General features: G+C 50.8%; 24 protein-coding genes and 1 pseudogene. 1 reads left to right on the top strand and 24 read right to left on the bottom strand.

Going from position 1 to position 18,902, the window contains the following annotated elements; genetic code table 11:
* Positions 1 to 43: 43 nt before the first annotated feature.
* The 13 genes and pseudogenes from A3849_RS31575 to A3849_RS31630 form a co-directional block, all read right to left on the bottom strand.
* The gene (locus tag A3849_RS31575) at positions 44 to 685 is read right to left on the bottom strand and encodes a tetratricopeptide repeat protein (RefSeq protein ID WP_074115048.1); all 642 of its coding nucleotides are present in this window, start codon (positions 683 to 685) and stop codon (positions 44 to 46) included.
* A gap of 107 nt (positions 686 to 792) precedes the next feature.
* Positions 793 to 1,176, bottom strand: a complete 384-nt coding sequence (gene panD, locus A3849_RS31580; protein WP_074114985.1) for an aspartate 1-decarboxylase — start codon at positions 1,174 to 1,176, stop codon at positions 793 to 795.
* Positions 1,169 to 2,059: a pantoate--beta-alanine ligase gene (panC, locus tag A3849_RS31585; RefSeq protein WP_074114986.1), complete on the bottom strand. Its 891-nt coding sequence runs from the start codon at positions 2,057 to 2,059 to the stop codon at positions 1,169 to 1,171. The genes panD and panC overlap by 8 nt, the downstream gene beginning before the upstream one ends.
* A 1-nt stretch (position 2,060) precedes the next feature.
* On the bottom strand, positions 2,061 to 2,927 hold the full coding sequence (gene panB / locus A3849_RS31590) for a 3-methyl-2-oxobutanoate hydroxymethyltransferase (protein WP_074114987.1): 867 nt from the start codon (positions 2,925 to 2,927) through the stop codon (positions 2,061 to 2,063).
* A gap of 522 nt (positions 2,928 to 3,449) precedes the next feature.
* Positions 3,450 to 4,250 carry a biotin--[acetyl-CoA-carboxylase] ligase gene (locus A3849_RS31595; RefSeq protein ID WP_074114988.1) on the bottom strand — a complete coding sequence of 267 codons (801 nt, stop codon included), beginning with the start codon at positions 4,248 to 4,250 and terminating at the stop codon, positions 3,450 to 3,452.
* Positions 4,240 to 4,734 (bottom strand): HD domain-containing protein, encoded by a 495-nt coding sequence (locus tag A3849_RS33830; RefSeq protein WP_256701148.1) that lies wholly within the window; start codon positions 4,732 to 4,734, stop codon positions 4,240 to 4,242. Before A3849_RS33830 ends, A3849_RS31595 begins: the two co-directional genes overlap by 11 nt.
* A gap of 93 nt (positions 4,735 to 4,827) precedes the next feature.
* Positions 4,828 to 5,658 (bottom strand): annotated as a pseudogene (locus tag A3849_RS34075) (CCA tRNA nucleotidyltransferase); the annotation flags it as partial.
* A 14-nt stretch (positions 5,659 to 5,672) separates the two neighbouring features.
* Entirely contained in the window at positions 5,673 to 6,830 is a 1,158-nt protein-coding gene (gene bshA, locus A3849_RS31605; RefSeq protein ID WP_074114990.1) for an N-acetyl-alpha-D-glucosaminyl L-malate synthase BshA, read from the bottom strand.
* A 96-nt stretch (positions 6,831 to 6,926) separates the two neighbouring features.
* Positions 6,927 to 7,637, bottom strand: a complete 711-nt coding sequence (gene bshB1 / locus A3849_RS31610; RefSeq protein WP_074114991.1) for a bacillithiol biosynthesis deacetylase BshB1 — start codon at positions 7,635 to 7,637, stop codon at positions 6,927 to 6,929.
* Positions 7,634 to 8,056, bottom strand: coding sequence for a methylglyoxal synthase (mgsA, locus tag A3849_RS31615; RefSeq protein ID WP_074114992.1), 423 nt, complete (start codon positions 8,054 to 8,056; stop codon positions 7,634 to 7,636). The genes bshB1 and mgsA overlap by 4 nt, the downstream gene beginning before the upstream one ends.
* Positions 8,057 to 8,071: 15 nt before the next feature.
* Positions 8,072 to 8,875 (bottom strand): 4-hydroxy-tetrahydrodipicolinate reductase, encoded by an 804-nt coding sequence (gene dapB, locus A3849_RS31620; protein ID WP_074114993.1) that lies wholly within the window; start codon positions 8,873 to 8,875, stop codon positions 8,072 to 8,074.
* A 37-nt stretch (positions 8,876 to 8,912) separates the two neighbouring features.
* Positions 8,913 to 9,434 (bottom strand): tetratricopeptide repeat protein, encoded by a 522-nt coding sequence (locus A3849_RS31625; protein ID WP_074114994.1) that lies wholly within the window; start codon positions 9,432 to 9,434, stop codon positions 8,913 to 8,915.
* A gap of 59 nt (positions 9,435 to 9,493) precedes the next feature.
* Positions 9,494 to 9,823 carry a nucleotide pyrophosphohydrolase gene (locus A3849_RS31630; RefSeq protein WP_074114995.1) on the bottom strand — a complete coding sequence of 110 codons (330 nt, stop codon included), beginning with the start codon at positions 9,821 to 9,823 and terminating at the stop codon, positions 9,494 to 9,496.
* Between the two features lie 204 nt (positions 9,824 to 10,027).
* Between A3849_RS31630 and A3849_RS31635 the strand changes: the two genes are divergently transcribed.
* A complete protein-coding gene (locus A3849_RS31635; RefSeq protein ID WP_074114996.1) occupies positions 10,028 to 10,903 on the top strand; it encodes a YitT family protein in 876 nt (291 codons plus the stop codon).
* Between the two features lie 141 nt (positions 10,904 to 11,044).
* Here A3849_RS31635 and A3849_RS31640 read toward each other — a convergent pair whose 3' ends face one another.
* The 11 genes from A3849_RS31640 to A3849_RS31690 form a co-directional block, all read right to left on the bottom strand.
* The gene (locus A3849_RS31640) at positions 11,045 to 11,938 is read right to left on the bottom strand and encodes a sporulation protein YpjB (protein WP_083613763.1); all 894 of its coding nucleotides are present in this window, start codon (positions 11,936 to 11,938) and stop codon (positions 11,045 to 11,047) included.
* 56 nt (positions 11,939 to 11,994) lie between these two features.
* Positions 11,995 to 12,642: a DUF1405 domain-containing protein gene (locus A3849_RS31645; protein ID WP_074114998.1), complete on the bottom strand. Its 648-nt coding sequence runs from the start codon at positions 12,640 to 12,642 to the stop codon at positions 11,995 to 11,997.
* A 93-nt stretch (positions 12,643 to 12,735) separates the two neighbouring features.
* On the bottom strand, positions 12,736 to 13,611 hold the full coding sequence (locus A3849_RS31650; RefSeq protein ID WP_074114999.1) for a menaquinol-cytochrome c reductase cytochrome b/c subunit: 876 nt from the start codon (positions 13,609 to 13,611) through the stop codon (positions 12,736 to 12,738).
* Between the two features lie 30 nt (positions 13,612 to 13,641).
* On the bottom strand, positions 13,642 to 14,313 hold the full coding sequence (gene qcrB / locus A3849_RS31655) for a menaquinol-cytochrome c reductase cytochrome b subunit (RefSeq protein WP_020427667.1): 672 nt from the start codon (positions 14,311 to 14,313) through the stop codon (positions 13,642 to 13,644).
* A gap of 5 nt (positions 14,314 to 14,318) precedes the next feature.
* Complete coding sequence (locus A3849_RS31660; protein ID WP_074087638.1) at positions 14,319 to 14,873, bottom strand: Rieske (2Fe-2S) protein; 555 nt, start codon at positions 14,871 to 14,873, stop codon at positions 14,319 to 14,321.
* A gap of 224 nt (positions 14,874 to 15,097) precedes the next feature.
* On the bottom strand, positions 15,098 to 15,517 hold the full coding sequence (locus A3849_RS31665) for a DUF2487 family protein (protein WP_074115000.1): 420 nt from the start codon (positions 15,515 to 15,517) through the stop codon (positions 15,098 to 15,100).
* Positions 15,518 to 15,658: 141 nt separating this feature from the next.
* Positions 15,659 to 15,838 (bottom strand): IDEAL domain-containing protein, encoded by a 180-nt coding sequence (locus A3849_RS31670; protein ID WP_020427670.1) that lies wholly within the window; start codon positions 15,836 to 15,838, stop codon positions 15,659 to 15,661.
* An 18-nt stretch (positions 15,839 to 15,856) separates the two neighbouring features.
* Entirely contained in the window at positions 15,857 to 16,363 is a 507-nt protein-coding gene (locus A3849_RS31675; RefSeq protein ID WP_074115001.1) for a gamma carbonic anhydrase family protein, read from the bottom strand.
* Positions 16,364 to 16,470: 107 nt separating this feature from the next.
* A complete protein-coding gene (locus tag A3849_RS31680; RefSeq protein WP_074115049.1) occupies positions 16,471 to 17,556 on the bottom strand; it encodes a hypothetical protein in 1,086 nt (361 codons plus the stop codon).
* A gap of 91 nt (positions 17,557 to 17,647) precedes the next feature.
* Positions 17,648 to 18,238, bottom strand: coding sequence for a histidine phosphatase family protein (locus A3849_RS31685; protein WP_074115002.1), 591 nt, complete (start codon positions 18,236 to 18,238; stop codon positions 17,648 to 17,650).
* Between the two features lie 172 nt (positions 18,239 to 18,410).
* Complete coding sequence (locus tag A3849_RS31690) at positions 18,411 to 18,857, bottom strand: hypothetical protein (RefSeq protein ID WP_256701150.1); 447 nt, start codon at positions 18,855 to 18,857, stop codon at positions 18,411 to 18,413.
* Positions 18,858 to 18,902 lie beyond the last annotated feature (45 nt).

Here is an 18,902-nt window from a genome sequence, read left to right on the forward strand (position 1 = left end):
CCCTTGGTTAGCGGGATGCATCGCTTAAATGGAGGAATAAGGGTTATAAAAGCGAAACCAGCTGGTGCCCAAATTGCAGCTTGCCTCCACGCCTGCGGCACACCTCCATATTTACGCTTGGTTCAGCGAGCAGGGGGTCATGCTGCAAGGAGAGGCTAAATAGCTCCTGAGCCTCACTATAGCGCTCCTGAGAGGCTCTGATGCAGCCCAGCGCATTGTAGATCATGGCTTTTAGCTTCTTCTCACGAATCAGGACCAGCATGTGATTCAGATGACCCCAGGAAACGTCTAATTCCCCCTCCTGGAGGTAGGCCATTGCCAAATACAGGCGTGCCGCCAGACTATCCGGATACCGGGTGATGACATCCTTGAACTGTTCGATGCATTTCCGGTACATAAGCAGCTTGTAGTAGCCCTGTCCACGGACAAAGGAGTCCATAACAAGCTCAGGCGCCTCAACCTGTGGCATTTCCTCTTCGAAAGGCAGAGAAAAATCAGCATTTTGACGAAAATCACTCAGCTTCTCGGCAAAGGACAGCCATTCATCCATTACCTCGTCGCTAAGTCGGTGCAGCATGTTGTACTTACATAAAAGGTCATTCCGGCGGGCACCCTCCGCAGTAGGGAAGTCGGCGGTGATTTCCTGAAGCATCTTGTTCATCTCAGCAAATAAATGTTGAAACACGGGACATCCCACCCTTACTGAAAATGAAATCAGCTTAAGCTTGCCTGCCTTCATTTTTCACAAGTACGGGCCTCTTCATCCCTGGCATTGATTGCATGACTTAAGCTTCAGGCAATAGTTGCATGCAGCTCGTGATCTGCCAGTTTAACCGGCTTATTATCAGCGTCCACGAATACAACCGTCGGTTTATGTGCGGCAAGCTCTTCAGCGGACAGTATAGCGTAGGAGATGATGATTACTGTATCTCCAGGCTGCACCAGCCGGGCAGCTGCTCCGTTCAGACAAATAACGCCGCTGCCGCGGGGGCCGGGAATGACATACGTTTCCAGACGGGAACCATTATTATTGTCGACAATCTGTACTTTTTCATTTTCGAGCAGGTCAGCCGCTTCCATCAGGTTCTCATCTATGGTAATGCTGCCCACATAATTCAGATTGGCTTCCGTTACGGTGGCACGGTGGATTTTGGATTTCATCATATGTCTAAACAAGTGCGTGTACCTCCTTGGGAATAAAAACATTATTGTCGATCAGCCTGGTTCTGCCGAACTTCACAGCCAGCGCCATGATAACCTCTCCCTCTGCATTGCTGAGAGGTAACCCGTTCTCCAGAGCTTCGAGGCCAGGAAAAGACAGGATTTCTACATAATCAATGACGGCTAGAGGCGATGAAGAAATAATTGATACCAGCAGCTTGCGTGCTTCATCCACTGTTCTGACGGTTCCATCTTCCAGCGCCTTGCGGGTATCACGGAGCGAGCGGGACAGAACCAGAGCCTGGTTGCGCTCTTCGCTGCTGAGGTAAACATTCCGTGAGCTGAGCGCCAGTCCATCCCCTTCCCGGACGATCGGACAGGCGACAATTTCAACATTCATATTGAGATCAGATACCATCCGGCGCAAAACAGCAACCTGCTGGGCATCCTTGAGTCCGAAAAAGGCATAATCCGGCTGCACCATGTTGAACAGTTTGCTTACTACTGTGGTTACACCGTCAAAATGTCCAGGACGGGAAGCCCCGCACAGCTGAGTCGTCAGCGAGTCCACCGATACCTTGGTACGGATAGGCTGAGGGTACATCTCTTCCACAGAAGGTATGAACACGATATCGGCGCCTTCACGTTCTGCAAGCTCCAGATCACGGCGTTCGTCACGCGGATAGGAAGAGAAATCCTCATTCGGCCCAAATTGTAGCGGATTAACAAAAATGCTCATCACAACCGTGTTGCTCATTTCACCCGCTTTACGGATCAGGCTGGCATGTCCTTCATGGAGATAGCCCATTGTCGGGACAAAGCCTATCGGCGCATGGCCTCCCATCCGCATATAATCCAGCGCTTCGCGCAACTGTTGAACCGTTCTGACTACTCTCATCTTATTTCTCTCCTTTTCCGGCTGCGCCGTATAAAGATTCCAGCACATGCTCTTCTGCGTTAAAAACATGACTCTCTGCCGGGAAGGAACGGTCCTTCACTTCCTGGACATAGCTGCTAATCCCTTCACGGATCAGAGTGCCAACATCCGCATAGGTTTTGACAAATCGTTTTTCCCGGTATGGAGAGGCGTAACGTAACAGGTCATGGAAAACCAGCACCTGTCCATCGCAATAACGGCCTGCTCCAATTCCAATGGTCGGGACGCTGACCGCCTTGGAGATAGCTTCAGCCACCTCTTCGGTCACCAGCTCCAATACGATCCCGAACACACCGGCTGCTTCAAGCGCCTTCGCTTCTTCCATCAGCCGTTGTGCATCCTTGGCGTCCTTACCTTGAATACGGTAGCCCCCGATCATATTTACAGACTGCGGGGTGAGGCCGATATGGCCAAGCACCGGAACACCGGCAGCTACTACTGCGGATACCGTATCGCAGATTTCCAGTCCGCCCTCCATTTTGACGGCATGTGCCCGTCCTTCCTGCATCAGTCGCCGCACGCTGCGCAAAGTTTCATCGATGCTGCCGTGATAGGTCATAAACGGCATATCCGCTACGATAAAAGTATGCTGGGCTCCCCGGGTAACCGAACGGGTGTGGTACACCATATCTTCTATAGTCACCGGTAAAGTGGTGTCATATCCAAGAACTACATTCCCCAAAGAATCACCGACCAGTATCAGGTCTATGCCCGCTTCTTCAGCCAGTAGGGCTGAGGGATAATCATATGCGGTCAGCATGCTCAGCGGCACGCCGTCCGTTTTCATTTTTTTCATTTTCACAATATTTAACGCATGTTTGTCAGCCATAGGCTCCCATTCCCCTTTTCGCAGTCAAGTGGACACGACTTCGCCGTCCTTAAAAGGACGGTATCCGTTTCAGCGAGAAATGTAAGGATAAAGTATAGAGTGAAACTTATACTTTCTTACATTTTAATTACGCGTATACGCGCAAACAAAAAAACCTTTTAGCATAAGTCCGCTAAAAAGGTCCGATGGGCAAAAAAGAGTCACTCGCGATCGTCCCTTCTGTCTCGGTCCTTACGGCTCAGAGCAGAATCCAACGTAACCGTGAAATACAGTTATGAAGGTGAATCTAACAGCAAATTCCTGAAATAAAAGGTTTCTTCCCGAGTACAGCCCGAAAATCGATACCGTCTCTGTCCTTATTATAACAAAATCTGCAAGCAAGTAAACTATGAAGAAATAGTGTGCTGGTCTTTTGAAAAAAACGCATTCTGTTTCACCAGAAAGTTAAAGAACATTTAGGGTGCAGAACCAATACATTTTATATCCTCAAAAAAAGATGACAAGGAATGGAACCTCGTCATCTCAGATCATTTCAATCTCTCCCGAGAGCACACTCATAACAGCACCCGTTCTATCCTTAAGGAGCAGCCCGCCATTCTCATCAAGCCCCACCGCCAGAGCCTCGCAGCGTCCTTCCGGGGTATTATAACAGACCTGGCGTCCCAGTGTGACGGACATGGACTCCCACAATTCTCTGATTGGCTTAAATCCCTGTTCATTGTAAAGAATATATAAGTACTCCAGCTCAGTCAGAACTGCCTCAGTTAGCACTGTACGGTCAATAGGAATGCCGCCGCCTTCGATCAACAGAGAGGTGCCGATGCCCTTCAATTCCTGGGGATAATCCTCTTCCGTCAAATTAACGGCAATGCCTATTCCGGCAATGCAGTAATGGAGACCGCCTTCCCGCAGAGAGGATTCCAGCAGGATGCCACAGATTTTGCGCCCGCCCGCGAGCAGGTCATTGGGCCATTTAATCCCCGCCTGTACACCAGTAACCTCGCGGATAGCTGTGCAGACGGCAACTCCTGCCAGCAGTGTAAGCTGAGGAGTTAGTGACAATGGTAGCTCTGGACGAAGCACAATGCTGATCCAAATCCCTTTACCGCGGGGGGAATGCCATTTCCGGCCCATCCGCCCCCTGCCGCCGGTCTGTTCTTCAGCCCGGACGGATGTACCTTCGGGAGCACCGTTCTCGGCGAGCTTCTTGGCTTCTTCCTGAGTAGAGACCACCTCTTCCAGCAGCTGAACACGATCCAGCCAACTGCATGTAAAGGTGTCCCTCCCGGCCCAAGGCAGCCGGAGCCTCTCATTACTGTTCATTACTATCCATCCTTTTTGCTTCCAAAAGCAATAATCGATTGTCATTGGGAATGTCACCTGCCGCTGCAGCCATGAGCAGCTGCTGCAGCAGCGCACCCAGCCACGGACCCGGCCGCTTCTGAAGTACCGTAGCCAGCTCTCTGCCCGTCACTGCCAGCTCCGCCAAGGCATGAAGCGGCATCCCCGCGCTCCAGGACCGCAGAGCGGGGATGTCTGACGCGTTTGGCCGCTGTGCGGCAGGGACGCCTGTTACAGGCGCGTCAGGCCGCTGTGCGGCAGGGACGCCTGTTACAGGCGCGTCAGGCCGCTGTGCGGCAGGGGCGCCTGGGGCAGGCGCAGGAAGAGCAAGGCCAGGCGCCGCGGCCTCCGGCAGCGCCGCAAGCAGCGTCAGCCACCCTTCGGCGGCTGACTGGCCGTGGGCCAGCACGGCGGCGATCCAGCGCCGCCGCAGGGCCTCCGTGCCGCCGGGTTCCCCTGGCGGCACCTCCGCAAGCGCTGCGTCCCACGCTTCGCGGACGCGCAGTACCCCGGCGACGGCGCTGCGCGTCGCCCCCGGGAACGTCCATGCCCGCAGCAGCTCGTCGGCCTCGGAGGCCGACCGCTTCAGGGCATGCAGCAGGAGCGCCCACCTCAGGTGGGCGTCCTGCAGGTCCCCGATCCCGGCCGTCAGGGCGGCGGCTGCCGCCATGTCGCTGCCGGTCCAGGGGAACGGCGCCTTGCCGCGCGGCAGCAGCCCGCTGCGCGCCAGCAGTCCGAGGCCGCGCACGGGATGCGGGCCGAGGACGATGCGTTCAAGCTCCGCGCGAACGCGCTCCACGGCAATGTGCGCCAGCTTGTCACGCTGGCGCAGGAGACCCCGCCAAGTATTCTTGGCGACCCGGAAATCAAGCACTGATGCGAAGCGGACACAGCGGAGCATGCGCAGCGCGTCTTCATCGAAGCGTTCCTCTGCATCACCTACACAGCGGATCAGTCGTCGTACCGAATCTGCTTCTCCGCCATAAGGATCAACCATAATTCCATCAAGACCACAGCACATGGCATTGATCGTAAAATCACGCCGGCGGAGATCTTCCTTCACATCTCTTACAAATAATACGTGCTCCGGACGTCGGTGGTCGGCATAACCGCTCTCCGTCCGGTACGTTGTCACTTCAAAGCTCCAGCCACCCTGAAGAACGGTAATGGTGCCGTGTGCAAGTCCGGTTGGTACACAGCGCGGGAAAAGGTTCATGACCTCTCCGGGCAGTGCCGAAGTCGTCAGATCCATATCATGCACTGGCCGTCCCAGTAGCTCATCACGGATGCAGCCGCCAACGAAGTATGCCTCGTGGCCATGCTCAAGCAGGGCCGATAACACCACATTCGCCGCTTGGGCCATTTCGGAAGGCGCCATTGTCCATTCCATAATGCAAGCACTCCCTAACTCTGGATTGTATCCAATCCGCGCACTTTGCGCCCTAGTACCCGGTAATAGATATTTTCATATTGATTAGTGATCACATCTCTGCTGAAGTCATTACAGGACCGTTCCAGACAAGCCGTTCTGAATTGTTCCTCCATTTGGGAATCAGACAATAGCTTAACCGCATATTTTGCCATTGCTGCGGTATCTCCGATGGGTGCCAGAAATCCGGTCTTCCCGTGCTGGATCAGTTCAGGAATACCTCCGGCCTCCGAACCGATAGTCGGTACACCGCAAGCCATCGCTTCAAGCGCAACCAGACCAAAGCTTTCCTTCTCCGAAGGCAGCAGCAGCAGATCAGCCAAAGAGATTACCTGCGCAATCTCATCCTGCTTGCCGAGAAAACGAACCTTATCCTCCAGTCCCATTTCACAGATTTTAGCCTGGATTTTGGGCAGCTCCGGTCCTTCCCCAACCAGCAGCAGGCGTGAAGGCAGCTCCTGATTCACCTTGGCAAAAATATCCACCACATCCGATACCCGTTTGACCGGCCGGAAGTTGCTGATATGCATCAGAATTTTCTCGTCAGGTGCAGCGAAATCCTCCCGCAAATCGGTCACATCCCGGGGATAATACACACGCTTGTCGACAAAGTTATAAGTGAGATCGATGTCACGGGTAATATCGAGTACCTTGCGGGTCTCCTTGATAAGGTCTTGCGAAACAGCCGTCACCGCGTCACTCTCGTTAATACCCAGACGGATCAGGTCCTTCAGCGATTCATCCTGACCAAGCACCGTAATATCGGTCCCGTGCAGGGTGGTCACTACCTTGATATCATTGCCCAGCATTTGCTTGGCGAGATAGGCGCAAACCGCATGCGGCACCGCGTAATGGACATGGAACAGGTCCAGCCCTACCATCTTGGCCACCTGTGCCATTTTGGTTGCAAGTGCCAGATCATAAGGAGGGTAACGGAAGACGTAATAATCGTTAACCTCTACCTCATGATAAAAGATATTCTTCTGAAACGTTCCTAGCCGGAACGGGATACTATGTGTTATAAAATGGACCTCATGACCCTTTTCGGCCAATAGCTTGCCCAGTTCTGTTGCCACAACACCCGAGCCGCCAAGAGACGGATAACAGGTGATGCCTATTTTTAGCCGGTCCATCGCTCCGTCCCCTTTATAAGACTTGAGTTCATTACTTCGTGTAATGATATGAATTTATTATAGTGGTTTATGACCATTTTAGAAAGGTTACTGATTCTACCGCTGCCTGAGCGGTGAACTGAACAGATCTACAGCATACGGTACTTTGCTGGCGAACCCCTCCGCATAAGGAATCAATCTCCGCTGTCCAAGCAGCATATCCCTGGAGCGGACACGTTCAATATAACCTTCCGTTAAGGGAGTGGACACAACATCCTCTCCCGGGGTTTTCTCAAACTGTGACCGGTAGCAGGACAGAGCCTGCTCTTTCAGACCGTACTGCTCAGTCACATCAACAATAAGATCAGTACGCCCCAAATCATTAATGAAATAAAAATACAGCTGTGGAGCAGGGACTGCAGGCTTGTCCGGCATATACTTCCGAAGCTTGGCATTGAACACCGCTTCCTCCACCAGCTTGCTGCAGGCAATATGATCCGGATGCCGGTCTTCCCAGTAAGGTGCAAACACAATGTCCGGTGCAAATCTGCGGATTTCCAGTGTCACTGCCTCCAGATGCTCCTCTGTCAGGTACAGCCCACGGTCGGGAAGACCCAAATTTGTGCGCACAGAAACCCCGAGCACATCCGCTGCCTGCTGTGCTTCGGTTTTGCGGCGTTCCACAGTTCCGTTCGATGACATTTCCGCAGCCGTCAGATCACATAACCCAACCTGGAGTCCGGCAGCAGTATGTTTGGCAATAGTGCCCGCCATACCGATTTCTGCATCATCTGCATGCGCACCGAACACAAGAATATCCAGCTTCATTCGTCGACACCCGGCTTGTATTTATGTACAAGTTCACGCCAGGCAAAATCGCCGCGGTCAATCGCTTTGACTAGAATCTCAGCTGTCGCGATATTGGTAGCCACCGGAATACCGTATACATCACACAGGCGAAGCAGGGCGGTAATATCGGGTTCATGCGGCTGCGCCATCAGCGGATCCCGCAGAAAAATGATCAGATCCAGCTCATCGGTAGCTACCAGTGAACCGATCTGCTGATCGCCGCCAAGCGGCCCAGACATATATCGGTGAATGGACAGCTTTGTTGCTTCCATAATGCGTTGACCGGTAGTTCCGGTAGAAAACAATTCATGTCCTACAAATACATGCTCATAAGCAGTCACAAAATTAACCATTTCATCTTTCTTCCGGTCATGCGCGATAAATGCGATTTTCAACATGATGATATCCCCCGTCTATTCAATAAAGTGCTCAAAACCATAAATCAACCCGGTGTAGCCCATTACCTTCTGGACCCCCAACTTAACACCAGGCATATAGCCTGCCCGCTCATAGGAATCATGACGGATTTTGAGCGATTGCCCATACCCGCCAAAGACCACCTCTTCTTGTGCAAAGACACCTGGAAGCCGTAAGCTGTGTATACGAAAACCGTTATAATAGCCTCCCCGTGCGCCTTCGATTACTTCCTCTTCTTTAGGATTCCCCTGACGGAGCTCCTCTCTTGCTTCAGATATCATCTCTGCGGTTTTGATCGCTGTACCTGAAGGAGCATCCAGTTTCTGGTCTCCATGGGTTTCGATAATTTCCAGATGGGGAAAATATTTGGATGCCTGAGCGGCAAATTTCATTAGCAGAATCGCTCCGATTGAGAAATTTGGCGCGATAAGCCCTCCAATTCCCCGGTCCTGGCATTGCTTGTCCAGCTCGGAAATCTGCTCCGGAGTGAATCCGGTAGTACCGATAACCGGACGCACCCCATATTTAATCGCAAGTGCAGTATGGGTATAAGCCGATTGCGGCGTGGTGAAATCAACGAGAACCTCTCCGCCGCTCTCTGCAAGGGCAGCTTCCAAATCAGCTACAACCTTAACTCCGCACTCTTCCAGCCCTGCCAAACGGCCGGCGTCGCTGCCGCTAGCTGAACGGTCTACGGCTGCCGCAAGCTCCAGCTCTTCATCCTGTAGCACCAGCTTAACAACCTCTTTGCCCATTCTGCCTCCTGCCCCGGAGACGATAACTCTGATCTTGTCACTCACCCTTATTCCTCCTCGCTATGACTGGTTAACAATTATCTTATCCCATATACTTTTGCAATGATTTCTGAAGGTCCTTCATCAGCTGCCGCAGCCCGGAATCATCCGGGTGCAGGGACATGACTTCTTTGAGTGCGGCAATCGCCTGCACATGCTCGTTCATGCGGCTGTGTGCAATGGCTAGCCATACATATGCATCCCCGTACAAGGGGTCAAGAACGATTGCTTCCTTCAATAAGGTAATCGGGTGATACGGGTTATTAGCCCCCGTAATATCATCCTCAAGCAGCCTTTTAGCCTCCCGGACAAGCTGCAGTGCCTGCAAATGCTGAAGGTGAAGACCATACTCCGGTTTTCCTCTATCCAGATTCACCGCCGCCTGTGCATGCTCCAGCGCTCTTTCCAGCATGCCGCTGCGGGCATACGTAATAGAACAGCGGTATCTGACCTCGGCATCATCCGGGCTGGCCGCAATAGCCGCTTCGAACAAAGTGATTGCCTCTGCAAAATCACTGCGGAGAATTGATCGGTATGCCGCTTTAACATAATCGTTATGATCCATTTGCCCACCATCCTCACGGCTAAATCCCGTTCGTTTGGTACAGCATATGTTATAGAAGCCTAATCGGTGTTTTTTAGTGTCCACCGTCCGGCATCACGGGTATTGAATTTGTGCATCACTTTATTGTGGGCCTCAGTCAGATCAATCCCCAGTGAATTGGCAAAGCAAACGGTAATAAACAGAATATCTCCCAGCTCAAGCTCAATCGAGTTATCCGCTTCATCTGCCTTTTTGGGTTTCTCGCCAAACTGATGGTTGACTTCCCGGGCAAGCTCGCCCACCTCCTCTGACATTCGGGCCAGCATGGACAGCGGGCTGAAGTAACCTTCTTTAAATTGTGAGATATAAGCGTCAACCTCACGCTGTATGTCACCAAGACTTTTATCCATAAACTGTTTCTTCGCCCCCCCGTATGTTCTTGCCTTCTGTTTGCCCCTATGTTATCGTAAAGACGTTTTGAAGACAAATCTTTTTTGGTGACTGCTCATTTCTTAAGGCCCCGGACACCCGGCGAATGCTATAATCACATGAAAAGCAACCAAAAAAAGTTCACCAATACATTATGCCCATAACCGGGCCAGGCGAGGGATTACATGAATTCATCTTCCAAAGTAGCTTCCACCATTGTTAAAACAGCAGCACCAATCATGCTGGGAGCGGCTGTATATGCATTTGGCCTGCTCTACTTTATCGTCCCCAACCAATTGATGGAGGGCGGTGTAACCGGGATTACCATCCTGCTTAACTATGCTTTCAACATCCCCATCTTTTTAACTACCCTGCTGCTTAACCTCCCGCTCTTTTTACTGGGCTGGAAAGTGCTTGGCGGACGGCAAATCGCCTATACAGGCGTTGGAATCGGCGCATTGTCGTTTTTCCTCTGGCTGTTCGAGCGAATGATTGATGCAGGTTGGATTGTCACCTTCAGCACCGAGCATGACTTTATTCTTGCTTCATTATATGCCGGGGTTACACTCGGACTGGGACTTGGTATCGTCTTCCGTTTTGGTGGCACAACAGGCGGAGTCGATATCGTCGCAAGAATTCTGGGACGTAAATTCGGATGGAGCATGGGGCAGATTATCCTGGCAGTTGATGTAATTATTATCGGCGCTTCCCTGCTCTATATTCCCCGTGAGAAAATTCTATACACTCTGGTTGCAGTCTTCATCTCTTCGCGAGTGATTGATTTCATCCAGGAGGGAGCCTATGCCGCCAAAGCCTTCACGATCATCAGTGATGATGCTCCGCAAATCGCTGATCTGATTACAGCAGAAATGGATCGTGGCGTAACACTGATCCCAGCCATCGGCGCCTATTCCAAACAGGCCAAATACATGGTCTACTGCGTAGTCTCCCGACAGGAGATCCGCCGGCTAAGCCAATTGGTTAAATCCGTTGATCCCAAGGCGTTTGTGATTATCAGTGATGTCCATGATGTACACGGTGAGGGTTTCCGGCAGACTTGACCGGAGCAGAGCACCCAAATATACGAGGCAAAGACTGCCTGGCTTGCAAGGGTAACCTGCAAGCCAGGCAGTCTTTAGGATGGCAAATGTATTGATCTTCATCCGAAAAATCCCAACCATGTTGCCATTCACGCCACCGCTCTATACCGGCTTCCATTCTTCATTCTCCCCATGGTACTTGCGGAATGCTACATAAGCAAGAGCAGCAATGATGAATCCCCCGGCCAGCAGGCCCCAGGCTCCGTATCCCTGCGTTGGGAGTGGTAGTGACAATGCGGGTTCATCCCTTTCTTTGCCGAACAGTACTCTGGCGGCATCCTGCCCGTAAGAGATAATCTCCAGAAGCCGTGCGCGGCCTACAGGCTGTGAGGCAGAAGGAATTCCGGCGGCGTAGGACAACCAGGAATCAAACGCGTTGACCGTTTCAGGGGGCCGGGAAATGATGATCGCTGGACGGATGTTAGCGTATCTGCTCTGCAGACGTTCCAGTGCAGCTTGCCAGCTTTTGAGATCATTTGCTGCGGCACTCCGCTCCATATCATTAAGATCCTCGCGGATCAGCTTATAGTATTGCAGCCACATCGGCTGACGCGGATGGTTTAGACTGTTGGCAGCAAGCCGGAGCCTTGCTGCGGCAGCTTCCCATTTCTCCGGATCAATCTGCGCTGCGGCAAGTGCCGCCTTTAAGTCAATAATGACGTCTGACAACGCATTGATCCCTTCCACAGAAGTCAGGCCCTCAAACGAAGACGATACAAAAATCTGTGAAACCTTCTCGCTCTCCTGTCTAGCCTTCACCACGTCGCCTTCCAGCACATAACCATATAAAGCCTCGGCCGCTTCATCCAGCCGCTGGGCAGCATTCTTAGCGGTGAGCGCCGGCGCATAACTTCCTGCAGCATTGACTGCCTGAACAGAAAGACTGCCGTCCCCCTCCTGCCTGGAAACTTCCGCGTTAACAGTCCCTGCATTCATGCCGGCCAGCAGCCAGCACAACATCAAACCTGTTAGCATCCTATATGTCCTGCACGGCATGAGACATCCCTCCTACCCTTAAATGTATGGCAGGAGGACAAGGGTTAGAACATCTTTCAGCCTCTGACCGGAGGCCTGTCCAGCCGTTCAGACTTCCTGGATCTGCCTCCGAATAACCAGGCTGCGGCAGTACTCAGAAAGGTTAACGCGATGGTGAAATACTGTACTCCAATCACGTCATCCTCGAGCACATTCGGCAGCCAAGGGAACACACCTTCCGAATAATCCACCATATCGTTGGCAAAAGCCCATAGCAGTGCCAGCGGCAGCATTCTGCGGAAGGAGAAGAACCGGGCGTAGATCAGTGCCTCAACCGCCATACCGGTATGCGAAACGACCAGCATCCAGTCCTTCAAGCTCACTGTATCTCCCTGATACCCCCCTGCAAAAATGATACTGACAGCCCATATGCCATATTTGACCGAAGTAACCACAGCCAGAGCCTCTATAAGCTCACGGACAAGCGTTCCTTTGATTCCTTTGGGTGGAAACAGCAGCAACAGCAGGGCGAGGGTAAAGAACAAGCTTGCCGTCGGACTGTCCGGCACAAACGGAAGCAGCCACGAAGGATAATTTTCCGCCGTGAATTCCAATTGATTACCATACCATATGTATCCATAAATGGTTCCGAGGAAATTCACAATGAAGAGCAGCCACATGACGCCCCGGTGTTTAAATAATCTCTCAAACCAGTGAACCGGCATATACAATCTTAACCTCCCGAATGTGGCAGCTTGGTATGAATGCATACAAAAACCCGACCGCAGGTTCGATCAGGTTTATGCGTTATGATTATTTTACTGTTCGCTTTTTTGTTTGGCAAGCCAGCCCGCCAGACTGTCAATATCCTGCTCACTGAGGCCTGCTGACATCGCAGTATCATACATTGGAGGCATCTGCCCTTGGCCATTCTTAATAATGGCGAGGATGGCTTCCTTATCGTGGGTATCTCCCACACCTCTCAGTGATGGCGGCCCACCGCCTCCCTTCATATCAACTGCATGACAGGAGACACAGGTAGCCTGCTTGTATAATGCCATCGCTGGATCGTCTTTATCGACGATTGCAATTTCCTTCGTCTGGACAGCGCTGGTAGTCGGCAAGCCTTTTGCCTTGTTCTCAGCCGCTTTTTCCTCACGCTGCACATCCTCGGGAATCTGGCCGGTTTCAGCCATTTCATGCTTGTATTCCGTCCAGGCCGTATTAGTTAGATAGACAATTGCAGCCAGGGAGAGAAACATCAGCGAGGAAGCTATAGGACGGCGGTAGAAGCGGCGTTCACGGCCCGTATCCAGAAAAGGAGCCAGCAGCAGCGAACCAAAGGCTACCCCTGTAACACCAAGCGTGCCAAGAACGATATAATCGCCCGAGGCATATGGCAGTTTCAAATACTGATACAAGAACAGGAAATACCAGTCGGGAATCGGGATAACCGTAGCACTGGCATTTGCCGGAAAGCCCAGCGGGGCAGGTTCAGAAATCGTCAGGACTAGTATGCCTACCAGCACCACAACGCCTACCATCCATTCCTTAAGCAGGAAGTTTGGGATAAAGGCTTCCGATTTGCCGGGGTAAGCCGTGTAATCCGGTGGTGTGATGAAGCCGTTGCCTCTCCGTACCCGGGAATCTCCCACATAAACAATCTTTTCTTTGGAGTTGTCTCCGTGAGCCATTGCATTTCCTCCTTTAGCTGTGGTCAGGGCTCAGAGCGGACCAGAAATACCCTGTCTGCGGATCATAATAAAGTGTCCGACGAGCAGAATAAGCAGGACCGCCGGGAGGAAGAATACATGGAGGGCAAAAAAACGGGTCAGCGTTTCCGCACCGACGATGGTGCCGCCCTGCATCAGCTCCTTCAGCACCGGCCCCATGACCGGTACGGAATTGGCAATCTCAAGTGTAACCTTAGTAGCGAAATAAGCTTTATTGTCCCAAGGCAGCAGATAGCCGGTAAGACCGAGGCCCAGCATCACGAAAAAAATCAGCATCCCCACCACCCAGTTCATCTCACGCGGCGCTTTGTAGGAACCGGTAAAGAATACCCGCATCGTGTGCAGGAACATCATGACAATTACCAGGCTCGCTCCCCAGTGGTGCATCCCGCGCACAATTTGACCAAAAGCTACTTTGGTCTGCAAATATTCCACACTGGCATAAGCATTGATAATATCTGGCACATAATACATGGTGAGAAACATACCTGATAAAATTTGGATAACTGTAATGAAAAAAGTGAGTCCTCCAAAGCAATACACGAAGGCCGAAAAATGGTGCGCCGGATTCACGTGTTCAGGAACTTCATGGTCGGCAACATCTCTCCAGATCGGCGTAATATCCAGACGTTCATCAATCCAGTTGTAGACATTCTTAAACATCAGATCTACGCCTCCTTTTTAACCTCGGTATTGGGAACGATCTCGCCCAGATAGACCCAATCCCCATCTATTTTGGTCTTGTACTGGTCGAGGGGCTTGGGGGCAACGGCAAGGTTTTTGCCCAGCTTCGTATATCTCGCTCCATGGCAGGGGCAATGATATTCATCCGGATACGCCTTGTCATTATTCCAGCCCACTGTGCAGCCGAGATGCTTGCAGACGGGTGAAAGCGCATAAATATCTCCATTTTCGTCTTTTCGGATCCACGCTGTCAGCGTAGCTGTGCTGGCGTACCATCCATCCTGCTGTGCGAGTTCGAAGGTAAACTCCTGAGGAACATCGGTGATCTTGGCTGCTTCCGCAACTTTAATGAATTCACCCGCACCTTTTTTATGTAATACCGGATCTACCGCGAAACGGATCATTGGCAGAATCGCACCTGCACCCATAAATGCGGTTGCCCCTCCAAGCGTGTACGTTAAAAACTGTCTCCGGGACATCTCTTTCCGGGTGGGAGGTCCTTGCGGGAATGATTCATGCTCCTCATTATGGCTGCTCATACGGTGTGTAACCCCCTTTTCACATTTGAGAAGGCACCTGCAGTGTAGATTAAAAGCAAATTTCTGTTAATAATACGTTTTCAATGATAATTATCACATGACATAAGTTCAATCTAATCATAGCCCAGCGTCTAAAACCCGTCAAGAATATTGTCTAAATTGTGACGGCGACATTTTATTGTTTTCACATGAATTGTTGATTTTTTGTCACATTTAACCCGGTTTCATTTAAGCCACATTGCTGCAATTTCGTCTCTGACATAGCTTCCAGAAGCTTCACTCTGAGATGCCCGGATGTCAGGCAGGGAGAGAACTAAATCGCTTTCATAAATTTCAGCGGCAGTCAGTGGAATATCTGCGCTGAGCACAATCGCATGCTGGAAACCACTGGATTTGACTTTTCGGCAAATCTCGTTTATGTAGGCCAAACTTTCAGCTCCTGTATATTGAAGAGCCGGGTAAGTCACGACACGCCCCTGAAACGGTTTTTCGGCAAGGTCCAGAAAGTTCCGAAGTCTCTCGAGAGCTTCAGCCACTTCAGGCGGACTCTCCGTGCCCCTTAGTCCTGTAAACGGGATTAAGCAGGTATCAAAAAACCTGCGGTTTTCCGACCAGCTATCCACAGTGAAATCACTAAATTTCATTTCAGCACACTCCTTTTCTAAGGTTTACACTATTGCTATAAATGTCATTGTAACAAATGGAAGGAAGCGTTATAGCGTAAACCATATAAATCTTTTTATTTCAAAAAAAGAAATGCGCCAGGCGCATTTCCCGTAATTTTTTTATGCCAAACTTTTCAATTCCTCAGTCAGATTGCGAAACGCCGTCTTATCTCCGGCAGCCAGCGCCGTGTCGATCTCCCGGTACAAGATGTCGGTACGACGCTTTCGCAGTGCTTCATCCCACACCATTTCTGCCGCAAGTCCTAGCATCACTTCATAGGTAGCCTTCATTTTGTCCATTCGATACACCTCCGCTGTTTAGATCCTTCCATATTCTTTTGCTTTTAGTACATAACTCTCGCTTGTTCGGACCATCCGCTGCAGATCCTGTTCCGTTAATTCACGGACTACTTTGGCGGGTGAACCTAATGACAGGGTATAGGGTGGTATGATTTTGTTTTCGGTTACAATCGATCCGGCTCCTATTAAAGCATATTCACCAATCTCTGCACCGTTCAATACAATTGCACCCATTCCAATTAATGTGCCTTTGCCTATCCTGCATCCATGGATAATCGCAGAGTGACCCACCGAGATGTCATCACCCAGCACCAGCGGCAGCCCGTCAGCCACATGTCCTACTGTCCCGTCCTGGATATTGCAGCGATCCCCAATGATTACCGGGGCCAAATCTCCGCGTAATACTGCGTTGAACCAGACACTCGTCTGATGTCCTATCCTAACGTCACCGACAAGCTTCGCACCTTCCGCCACATATACAGATTCGTCAAGCTGCGGTATGTAATTCCCATAAGCAATCCGCATTCTTCTCCCCCTAGTAGGCGTTCAACACTCACTCTGAATTTGAACCGCCCGCTTCTGCTAAAAAAGCCTATGTCACTTCTCCAAGTCTACAACCGCACTCATATTATCTAATTCAGTTGCTTAGGCATAGCTGCCTCCAATCCCCACGGAGTCATCATTACAGCTGGACCCTGAGGTGTCTCACCCAGCCGGATCATTCCCAAATGCAGTAGCATCCGAAGGATGCGCTGCTCCAGAATTGAAGCGGCATTATCATAATAAAAGGGTTTGACTAACCAGCCGAGACCTTCAACAAGTGAATCCACAGTGACCCATTTCCCAGCACTTACACTTATCCAGTATATGAGGGATGGCAGATTTGGTATAGCGCATTTATACAGTTTTAACCAAAAGGAGTATATCTGCATCAGCTTTTCGGATTTCTGCTGCTCCAGCAGTGTTTCCCCCGCCAATGTAAGCCTCAGCCGAAAGCCTTCCTCGGAAGTAAATCGTCGGTGGCGGGCGTAATCAACCATAAGCGCAAGTCTAGGAGGATAATGCTCACAGGCTCTTCCATAGCCGAATTTCCAGCCGCCTTTACCCAAGAGAGGCTCAGGAATCTGGATAGCGTTCATCACACCCTGCTGGTATCTCTTGTGCATCGCACCCTCTTGGTTTAGCTCCGGCTCGTTCTCCCGGATATAACGCATAAAGAGCAGCAGATCTTCTGGCAGCATCTCTCCTTCGCTCCGGTAGATTGCAGGCTCGCTTATTGGTGAGATTTGTTCCTTGATACATTCACCCATACGTTCGCGGAAACGCATCTTCAGATCCTGTGGAACCCGGAACAAATACCTGCTTTGCTGGGAAGCGCCTCTGAAGAGCCACCCGGCATTTTTGAACCTGGCTACCATCTCACGGTATCCTCCGTTTTTGCCAGAGTCCGTATCGAAGGAAGCCTGCCTTGCTGCTGCGAGCAAATCCTCAAGACTGAACTGGCTGCGTTCATCGAACAACAGAGAATTCAGAAACCGCAGTTCCTCTGGAGCACACTCCCGAATGTGGGACTCCATGAATTCGCGGCTTCCCAGTGTGATCAATATACTCTGAATCAAATCATGTTTGGAATTTCGCTTGCAATCACATTGGTAGCGTCCCGCAATGGCGGTAAGCTGACCAATGTCCGCAAAGTTGAGCATATCCGCCAGATTCATCATTTATCGCCTCACCGTTTTACTACCATTATGGGAAATACAGCCCTTTTTATTCCTAATTGCCCAAAAAAAAATAACCCGAAAGGTCGGGTTAATGCTGGTTTTGAAGAATATGACGTGTACAATTGTACAGCAGCGGATTCCATTCCTTCTCTTTCTTCTCCAGAATGGTTAGCGAGAGATTCCCCAGACGCTCAGAATATTTGTCTTTGTACAAGGCAATGTAGAGCTGCGCTAAAAAACCTCCATGCGAGATGACAAGGATATTTTTCTCGGGATAACGCTCAGCAATCTCTTCCATAAAAGCAAGGGCTCGAGCCTGGAGCTGGTCATCCGTCTCTTGTCCAAGAGACAACTGATTCCAATCCTTGCCCCATTTCTCTTCACGCTGTACAGCAGTCATCCCCTCAACCTGGCCATAGGCACGTTCACGGATGCGATCGTCCGGTTCCAGCATTGGAATACCCAGTTTGGCTGCTACAATTCTGCCTGTCTCTGCTGCCCGTGAAAGACTGCTGGTGATACAGAAATCCCAGCGGTATGTTGTTTCCTGCAGAAGCCGGTCTCCCAGCATCTCAGCCTGCCTCCGGCCTTCATTGTTAAGCGGAATGTCACTTTGCCCTTGTATTCTGCCTTCCGCATTCCAATCGGTCAGCCCGTGGCGTATTAAGCCGATCAGCATCGCCTATCACCCTGCCCTTCCATTTATGTTTGCTTAATAATGTAACACGAATGAAAACAAAAGTCTTCTTTTTGAAGATGGAGGATGTATAGCTATAATCCAATAAATTCTTGAATATAAAAAAAGCCCGCTTTACCCTGGAGTAAATTAACCCTGGAGTAAAGTGAGCTTTTTATTGTCTGCGGTAACGGTTCAGTCTAAACAGTAAAAATATAGACAGGCCTATACCCAGCATGGATAGCATCATCCAATATTGCGGGTGCGTTGGCCCCATGCTTACCACTAGCGGTTCAATGATCCCTCCGCCTGATTCAGAGGCAGGATAAGAGGAGGACCAATCCAAGGACAAACCCGCCACACCGGTCTCCACAATCCCGCTCTGCGCCTCTGAAGTATTGGCGGGTGTTCTGAACATTGTAAAATACAGAAAACTGGATATAAAAACAGCCAGGAAACAGGCGATCCAAAGACTCAGCCTGCGGCGGAAAACAGCAGAATTCCCGGCAGATTTACCATCTCCCGGCAACAGCCAGGGACTTTCCAGATAAATCCGCTCCATTACCCGAAGATTCACAGCCTCCGCTTGTTCTTCGCTGACTTCAATCTGTGTATCTAGCATAAGCTGACTGCTCTCCTGCCATAACGCCCATTCAGAGGAACAGTA

This window comes from Paenibacillus sp. P46E, assembly GCF_001909095.1.
In the GTDB taxonomy this organism is placed as follows: Bacteria; Bacillota; Bacilli; order Paenibacillales; family Paenibacillaceae; genus Paenibacillus_AQ; species Paenibacillus_AQ helianthi.

Coding starts and splice junctions, on each gene's coding strand:
- panB (WP_074114987.1), bottom strand. CDS start 2,927: ATGGCTGACAAACATGCGTTAAATATTGTGAAAATGAAAAAAATGAAA.
- A3849_RS31680 (WP_074115049.1), bottom strand. CDS start 17,556: ATGAATCTGGCGGATATGCTCAACTTTGCGGACATTGGTCAGCTTACC.
- A3849_RS31665 (WP_074115000.1), bottom strand. CDS start 15,517: ATGAAATTTAGTGATTTCACTGTGGATAGCTGGTCGGAAAACCGCAGG.
- A3849_RS31685 (WP_074115002.1), bottom strand. CDS start 18,238: ATGCTGATCGGCTTAATACGCCACGGGCTGACCGATTGGAATGCGGAA.
- A3849_RS31660 (WP_074087638.1), bottom strand. CDS start 14,873: ATGAGCAGCCATAATGAGGAGCATGAATCATTCCCGCAAGGACCTCCC.
- A3849_RS31595 (WP_074114988.1), bottom strand. CDS start 4,250: ATGAACAGTAATGAGAGGCTCCGGCTGCCTTGGGCCGGGAGGGACACC.
- qcrB (WP_020427667.1), bottom strand. CDS start 14,313: ATGTTTAAGAATGTCTACAACTGGATTGATGAACGTCTGGATATTACG.
- A3849_RS31690 (WP_256701150.1), bottom strand. CDS start 18,857: ATGCTAGATACACAGATTGAAGTCAGCGAAGAACAAGCGGAGGCTGTG.
- A3849_RS31640 (WP_083613763.1), bottom strand. CDS start 11,938: ATGCCGTGCAGGACATATAGGATGCTAACAGGTTTGATGTTGTGCTGG.
- bshB1 (WP_074114991.1), bottom strand. CDS start 7,637: ATGAAGCTGGATATTCTTGTGTTCGGTGCGCATGCAGATGATGCAGAA.
- A3849_RS31645 (WP_074114998.1), bottom strand. CDS start 12,642: ATGCCGGTTCACTGGTTTGAGAGATTATTTAAACACCGGGGCGTCATG.
- mgsA (WP_074114992.1), bottom strand. CDS start 8,056: ATGTTGAAAATCGCATTTATCGCGCATGACCGGAAGAAAGATGAAATG.
- bshA (WP_074114990.1), bottom strand. CDS start 6,830: ATGGACCGGCTAAAAATAGGCATCACCTGTTATCCGTCTCTTGGCGGC.
- A3849_RS31675 (WP_074115001.1), bottom strand. CDS start 16,363: ATGCGGATTGCTTATGGGAATTACATACCGCAGCTTGACGAATCTGTA.
- A3849_RS31670 (WP_020427670.1), bottom strand. CDS start 15,838: ATGGACAAAATGAAGGCTACCTATGAAGTGATGCTAGGACTTGCGGCA.
- A3849_RS31625 (WP_074114994.1), bottom strand. CDS start 9,434: ATGGATCATAACGATTATGTTAAAGCGGCATACCGATCAATTCTCCGC.
- A3849_RS31635 (WP_074114996.1), top strand. CDS start 10,028: ATGAATTCATCTTCCAAAGTAGCTTCCACCATTGTTAAAACAGCAGCA.
- panC (WP_074114986.1), bottom strand. CDS start 2,059: ATGAGAGTAGTCAGAACGGTTCAACAGTTGCGCGAAGCGCTGGATTAT.
- A3849_RS31650 (WP_074114999.1), bottom strand. CDS start 13,611: ATGGCTCACGGAGACAACTCCAAAGAAAAGATTGTTTATGTGGGAGAT.
- A3849_RS31630 (WP_074114995.1), bottom strand. CDS start 9,823: ATGGATAAAAGTCTTGGTGACATACAGCGTGAGGTTGACGCTTATATC.